General features: G+C 50.1%; 7 protein-coding genes. 6 read left to right on the top strand and 1 reads right to left on the bottom strand.

The annotated features are described in order from the left end of the window. Nucleotides 1–353: 353 nt before the first annotated feature. Genes AACZ19_RS18435 through AACZ19_RS18410 form a run of 6 tightly spaced genes read left to right on the top strand, consistent with a single transcriptional unit; the run spans nucleotide 354 to nucleotide 5,161 of the window. A complete protein-coding gene (locus AACZ19_RS18435; protein WP_339635971.1) occupies nucleotides 354–1,511 on the top strand; it encodes a hypothetical protein in 1,158 nt (385 codons plus the stop codon). Between the two features lie 2 nt (nucleotides 1,512–1,513). Then, nucleotides 1,514–1,942, top strand: coding sequence for a zinc ribbon domain-containing protein (locus AACZ19_RS18430; protein WP_339635970.1), 429 nt, complete (start codon nucleotides 1,514–1,516; stop codon nucleotides 1,940–1,942). 5 nt (nucleotides 1,943–1,947) lie between these two features. Next, nucleotides 1,948–3,177 (top strand): acyl-CoA dehydrogenase family protein, encoded by a 1,230-nt coding sequence (locus AACZ19_RS18425; protein WP_339635969.1) that lies wholly within the window; start codon nucleotides 1,948–1,950, stop codon nucleotides 3,175–3,177. Further along, nucleotides 3,167–4,255, top strand: a complete 1,089-nt coding sequence (locus tag AACZ19_RS18420) for an acyl-CoA dehydrogenase family protein (protein ID WP_339635968.1) — start codon at nucleotides 3,167–3,169, stop codon at nucleotides 4,253–4,255. Before AACZ19_RS18425 ends, AACZ19_RS18420 begins: the two co-directional genes overlap by 11 nt. A 34-nt stretch (nucleotides 4,256–4,289) precedes the next feature. Further along, entirely contained in the window at nucleotides 4,290–4,745 is a 456-nt protein-coding gene (locus AACZ19_RS18415) for a MaoC family dehydratase N-terminal domain-containing protein (RefSeq protein ID WP_339635967.1), read from the top strand. Then, on the top strand, nucleotides 4,742–5,161 hold the full coding sequence (locus tag AACZ19_RS18410) for a hypothetical protein (RefSeq protein ID WP_339635966.1): 420 nt from the start codon (nucleotides 4,742–4,744) through the stop codon (nucleotides 5,159–5,161). The genes AACZ19_RS18415 and AACZ19_RS18410 overlap by 4 nt, the downstream gene beginning before the upstream one ends. Nucleotides 5,162–5,231: 70 nt before the next feature. Here AACZ19_RS18410 and AACZ19_RS18405 read toward each other — a convergent pair whose 3' ends face one another. Beyond that, nucleotides 5,232–6,098 carry an IS481 family transposase gene (locus AACZ19_RS18405; RefSeq protein ID WP_339635972.1) on the bottom strand — a complete coding sequence of 289 codons (867 nt, stop codon included), beginning with the start codon at nucleotides 6,096–6,098 and terminating at the stop codon, nucleotides 5,232–5,234. Between the last annotated feature and the right edge of the window lie 28 nt (nucleotides 6,099–6,126).

The raw sequence follows: 6,126 nt of genomic DNA, 5'->3' as shown, positions 1-6,126 counted from the left end.
CTCAGCCTCAGACAGACCTTCCGCCTTACCGCCGCTGGAAAACACCCCGGACAATAATAACATAAAAGACTTGCAATCAAACTATCATTCGTTAGAAAATGGAGGCGAGCAATCCTTTGGCTCCGAAAACTTATGGCGTTAGTTAAAAATACGATGGGAGCCGCTTATAAATCGTGGCCTAGATGGTAAGCCGATAACCGTGACCGGAGGGGCGCCGAGTGTTGGACTTCCAATCACGTTGGCCGTAACAGACGAAGGTATGAATTTAGGCGAGTTGAATTTTTGTGACCGTAAGTGCGACAAGACGATCGCAAATCGGTTTGATCCGCCGCATATTTGTAAAAGGAGGTTCTATGGGGACTTTGTCGGGAAATGGCGCGATTACGGGAATTGGGGAAACAGAATATAGCCGTAATTCAGGCCGTAGTAGCACGGCTTTACAAATGGAGGCCTCTCTAAAAGCCATATCTGATGCCGGATTGTCGCCAAAAGATATTGATGGGGTAATACCGTATGCCACTGGCGATACCGTGGCGGAAGACTTTATCACTAATTTTGGCCTGCCGGATCTAAGGTTTTCCGCCACTACACCGCTGGGTGGGGCCAGTGTACTGGCGTCAGTGCAGGCGGCGATCTGCGCCGTTGATTGTGGCGTCGCCAATCATGTGTTAATCCCGATCGGTCGCAACGGCGCTTCTGGCGTTGGTGGCCGCATTGGCAATCGGGTGCAGCATTTACCGCAGTTCCGGGTTGTCGGTGAATTTGAAATGCCGCTAGGTCAAATCGCCCCGGCACAGCTTTATGCTCATATGGCGAGACGGCATATGGAAATTTACGGCACAACCAGTGAGCAACTAGGCGAAATTGCCGTCACGATACGTCAACACGCATTGCTCAATGACAATGCGATCATGACGAAGCCAATGACACTGGACGATCATCAGAATTCCCGTATAATCTCGGATCCGCTGCGACTAAATGACTGTTGTCTGGAGAGTGATGGAGGAGCTGCCATAATCGTCTCCAGCGCCGAGCGGTCAAAGGACATGGCGCAGACACCGATCTATGTAATGGGTATCGCCGAGGGCCACCCCGACAGCCCGTCTACCATCACGCAGCGACCTGATATGACAACGCTTGGGACTGCCAAGGCCGCGCCAGTAGCCTTTGAGATGGCCGGAGTCAAACATAGCGAAATCGACGTTGCGGAAATTTACGACTGCTTTAGCTATATTGTGCTTTGCCAATTGGAAGACCTTGGCTTTTGCAAGAAGGGCGAAGGTGGGGCTTTCGTCCAGGATGGCCGCATTCGATTGGGCGGCGAGCTGCCAGTCAATACTCACGGCGGTCTGTTATCACAGGCCCATATGATAGGCCTTAATCATGTCGTCGAGTTGGTGAAGCAGCTGCGCGGGCAGGCCGGGCGGGCGCAAGTGCAGGATGCTGAAATCGGTCTCGTCACCGGTTACGGCGATATGGGTGATGGTGCCGTTGCGATTTTGCGGAGATAACAATGCAAGAACAAAAAATTGACCGGTTGAGGCCTTCTCCGACGCAAGATACCAAGCCCTATTGGGATGGTTTGTTGGAAGGTCACGTTTTGATTCAGCAATGTGCCGATTGCTCTACTTTTCGCCACTACCCTCGCCCGGTATGTCCTGAATGTCATTCGATGGCATTTGATTGGCGAGAAATTTCGGGCAACGGCACGGTCCATAGCTGGACGGTTTCTTGTCACGCATATCATTTCGCGTTCAAAAAGGACCTTCCGACGGCTTATATAACAGTGGATCTACCTGAGGGTGTCCGGATTTGCGCGCCGTTACGCGATGGCGATCCGAAAGATCTCGCTATTGGTCGGGAAGTTTCAATCGGTGTGGAGTTCCTTGAAGAAGATCTGGCCACCCCAATTGTTCGTTTCTCCGATGTGACCAAAGGATAGAGCTTATGGATTTGTCTTATTCTAGTCATCATTTGGTTTTGCGCGAAGATGTGCGTGATTTTATTTTTAAACACGGTAAACAGTCACCAAAGCCAGGCGGCGGTCGAAAGCGACCGGGTCAAGCGACCCTCGATTGGCAAGCCCTGTTGCTGGAAAGAGGATATTTTGCCCGTACTATTCCAAAAATTTACGGTGGTTTCGGGGCGGCACCGGATATCCTAGAAACGGCTATCATTTCTGAGGAGTTCTCTAAGGCGGGTCTCTCTTCGGGCATCATGAATCAGGGTATCAGTATGCTGGTTCCTACACTGCTGGAGGTCGGTACGAAAGAGCAATGCGAAATCTGGATTGAGAAAACCCTTCGAGGAGAAGTTATCTGGTGTCAGGGTTATTCTGAACCGGGATCAGGTAGTGACCTCGCCGCTGCCAGAACCACTGGAATAGTGGATGGGAATGACTTTGTCATAAATGGCCAGAAAATCTGGACATCCTCGGCCCACTTTGCCGACATGATGTTCCTCCTCTGTCGTACGGAGGCTGGTGCCGGAAAACATGCAGGTCTTTCCTATCTACTTTTATCAATGGCGAGTCCTGGTATCGAAGTCCGGCCTTTGAAGACCATGACCGGACGCGCTGAATTCAATGAAACTTTTTTTACCGACGTGCGCGTGCCCATGGATCAGATTGTTATGGGGCGAGGTGAGGGGTGGCGCGTTGCTAACGTCACGTTGAAATATGAACGCTTACTACTGGGTGACCCAAACAAGCTGGTGCTTCGGCTGAACCGTATAAAAACTATGATGGAGGAAACCCGTATCAACAATGAACGGGTTATTGATATGCCAGAATTCCGCGAGCGTCTGTTAAAATTGCAAGGCGAAGTACTTGCTTCGAAATATCATGGTCTACGACTGCTTTCGGACCGGATCAAGGAGGTCAATTCCGGAGTACGGCAGATGATTGTCAAATATCAAGGCACGATGTTGGGGCATCGGTTGTCGGCTCTGGCCGTGGATGTGTTAGGTATGGCAGGCCTGCGGTATAGTCCGCAAGGCGAAATGACGGAAGATGACGACGCGACCACCTGGCAGATTGATTATATGTATGACATCGGTTTGATTATTGGTGGCGGTACGTCCCAAATACAAAAAAACATCATTGGCGAGCGAGGTCTGGGACTGCCGAAGGAGCCCAAGCCAATGAATAAGGGGGGGAGCCGAGCCGATGGATTTTGATCTTGACGACCAACAACGATTGATTGATTCGTCTTTGCGGGTCATGCTGCGGGATCGATTGCCGTTGGAACGCCTGAGGCTTGCTTGTGAAAAGGGTGATGGATTTGACCCTGAACTATGGGAGGCCTTGTGCGATATCGGGATGTCAGGCCTGATCATTCCAGAATCTTATGGAGGTTCGGGGCTTGGTATTCTGGATTGCGTCGTTGTAGCAGAGGCAATGGGACATGCTGCCTTGCCAACGCCGTTTCTATCGACAATGGTCATGGCACCGCTCGCGGTAAAGCGCCTGGGTAATCCGATGCAGCAGGAAGAAATTTTACCACAATTTGTCAACGGCGATTTGCGGGCAGCCTTCGCGTTTGAAACCGCTCCGGGAACGAACGTCAACAGTACGCTTCAACAAGTGGATGATACACTAAGCGGGCGCCTTGAAGGGGTTCTTGATGGCGCTGGCGCGAGCCATTTGCTGATACAACGATCTGATGGTCGTGCTGCTTTGGTGGACTTACAGCAAGCAGGGGTTGAGATCGATCTTTATCAGAGCCTGGATCGTAGTCGTCCCTTGGCAAATGTCGCTCTTAAAAACGTGTCATTTATATCACTGAGTTCCGGGCTGGAAGGCGCTGCCGCAGAGATTTTGCAAATTGGTCGATTGATGGTGGCCGCCGATATACTGGGCGCCGCGCAGTATATGTTTGATGCTGCGATCGCTTATGCGCAAGAGCGTACACAGTTTGACCGGGTGATCGGTAGTTTCCAGGGGTTGAAACATGTTTGTGCGGAGATGGTGTCGATGTTAGAGCCTTGTCGCGCGCTAGTTTGGTATGCGGGGCATGCCTTTGATCAGCAACAGGAAGAAACTCCGTTATTGGCTCATCACGCAAAGGCACATCTTAGCGAAATTGGGCGCGAGATTTCCCGTATGGCGACTGAAACCCATGGCGGCATGGGGTTTACCGATCTACTGGGCCTTCATATCTGGTTTAAGCGAATTGCACAGAACCGCCAACTGTTAGGGACCCCTGAGCATTGCCGTCGGGATGCTGCCAGGATACAAGGCTGGGTCACCGCCTGATCTTTTATTACGTTAAAATACTGAGGATAGTCTGTTGAACGAACTTGTCAGCTCGGAAGCAAAATCTTGGATCGGTCGTTCGGCGTCACCTCAACGCATTGAAGTCAACCGTAGTGACATTATTAAATATGCTATCGCAACGGAGCAACGCGCTGAAAAATTTATGCAAGGCGATGTGGCGCCGCCAATGTTTCTATTTGCTGCCCTGCGCCCGTTGGTGTCAATTGATCGGCTCGGATCTGACGGTATTGCCAAAGACCCTTTCCTCCCTGATTTGCCATTGAAACGCTTGATGGCCGGCGGTACGAAAATGAAATATCATCGCCCTGTTGTGCCAAACGATGTTTTGATAGCCACCCGTACTTTAAGCGGAATTACGGAGAAGCAGGGATCGAGTGGTCCGTTGTTATTCCTCACCTATGACCTGACGGTCAAGACCGAAGCTGGCGAACTTGTTATGGAAGAACAGCAGTCGAGGATCCTTCGATGAACACGCGATTAAAGAGCCTTGCGGTCGGCAATACCTTGCAGGAACGTCAACATACACCAACCAATGTTTCCCTGTTTCTCTATAACGCAGCTATCTGGAACGCGCATCGGATTCATTATGACGAAGCCTATACGACCAGTGTGGAAAAACATCCCGGCGTTGTTATTGACGGACCATTGCAAGGAGATTGGTTAGTTCAGGTCTTAACGGACTGGCTACTTGAGGACGGAGAGCTGGCAACCTTCGAGTATTCCAATCGCCGGGCGTCTTATCTTGGCGAAACCCTTACCGCTGGCGGCAAGGTAACCGCTATAGATCTAGAATCGGGCATCGTAAATCTAGAAATATTTATCCGCAACGAAAAGTTCGAGATTGTCACTCCAGGGAATGCAACCGTGCGGTTTTTCAAACCTTAGTTTAATCGGGCCGAAAGTAAAAGTGATTGCTTATTGTAATAGACACTGACTCATGGGACTCTTCGCAACTCTATTTTAGTTTTTCCCTGAGGGATTCATAGGGTGTTTTTCCGCCATGCGCACCGTGGGGTCTGGTGAAGTTATAGAAAGCTTCCCATTCAGCGAGTTTGGCCTCCAGATCGACATCATCTTTGTATTTCATCAATTGGTAGAACTCCTGCTGATCAGACCTGTGTGAACGTTCGACCTTGCCGTTTAACTGAGGCGTTCGGGCTTTGATATAGACATGACGAATGCCGAGATCCTCAACGTGCCAATGGAATTGTGATTGGAATTCATGCCCTCGGTCAGTTCTGATTTGCTGGATCCTGAAGGGGAATTTCTGGATGATATAGGTGACGAAGTTGATAGCGCTTTTCTGTGTGTGTCGTTCATAGATTTTCAAGGCACGTACACGTGTTGCATCATCGATTGCTGTATATTGATATCGTTTGATTTTCCTGCCGTCTTTAGCTTTGAATATTAGGAACTTGACATCCATCTGGATATGGTGGCCTGGCACCTGCTTCTCATATCTCTTGGTATGAACCTTGCGCCGTCCCACATTACGCGGCAATCGACTGACACCATGTCGCTTCAATACCCTGGAAATGGTTGCGTCAGAAACGCGCATATCATGATAGCGTGCCATGTACCACATGATACGGATTGGGCCGAGATGGTACTTCTTTCGTAAGTACAGGATCTTCTCGACAACCTCCATAGGGGTCTGATTTGGATGCGAGCCAGGGATTGGTTTCTTATTGATGAGCCCTTGTTCACCATGTTCAAGATACGCTTTACGCCATCTGAAATAAGTTGACCTGGGTATGCCAAAGTATCGGTAGGCTTTAGCAGCGCCCCCAACTTCAGAGGTGGTCGCGGAAAATCGGACCAGTTGCTAAGATGAATCGCCCTTAAGAAGA

Source organism: uncultured Sneathiella sp. (assembly GCF_963973085.1).
GTDB lineage: Bacteria > Pseudomonadota > Alphaproteobacteria > Sneathiellales > Sneathiellaceae > Sneathiella.
Note: the sequence above shows the minus strand (reverse complement) of the source record. Positions and strands in the feature narration are given on the sequence as shown.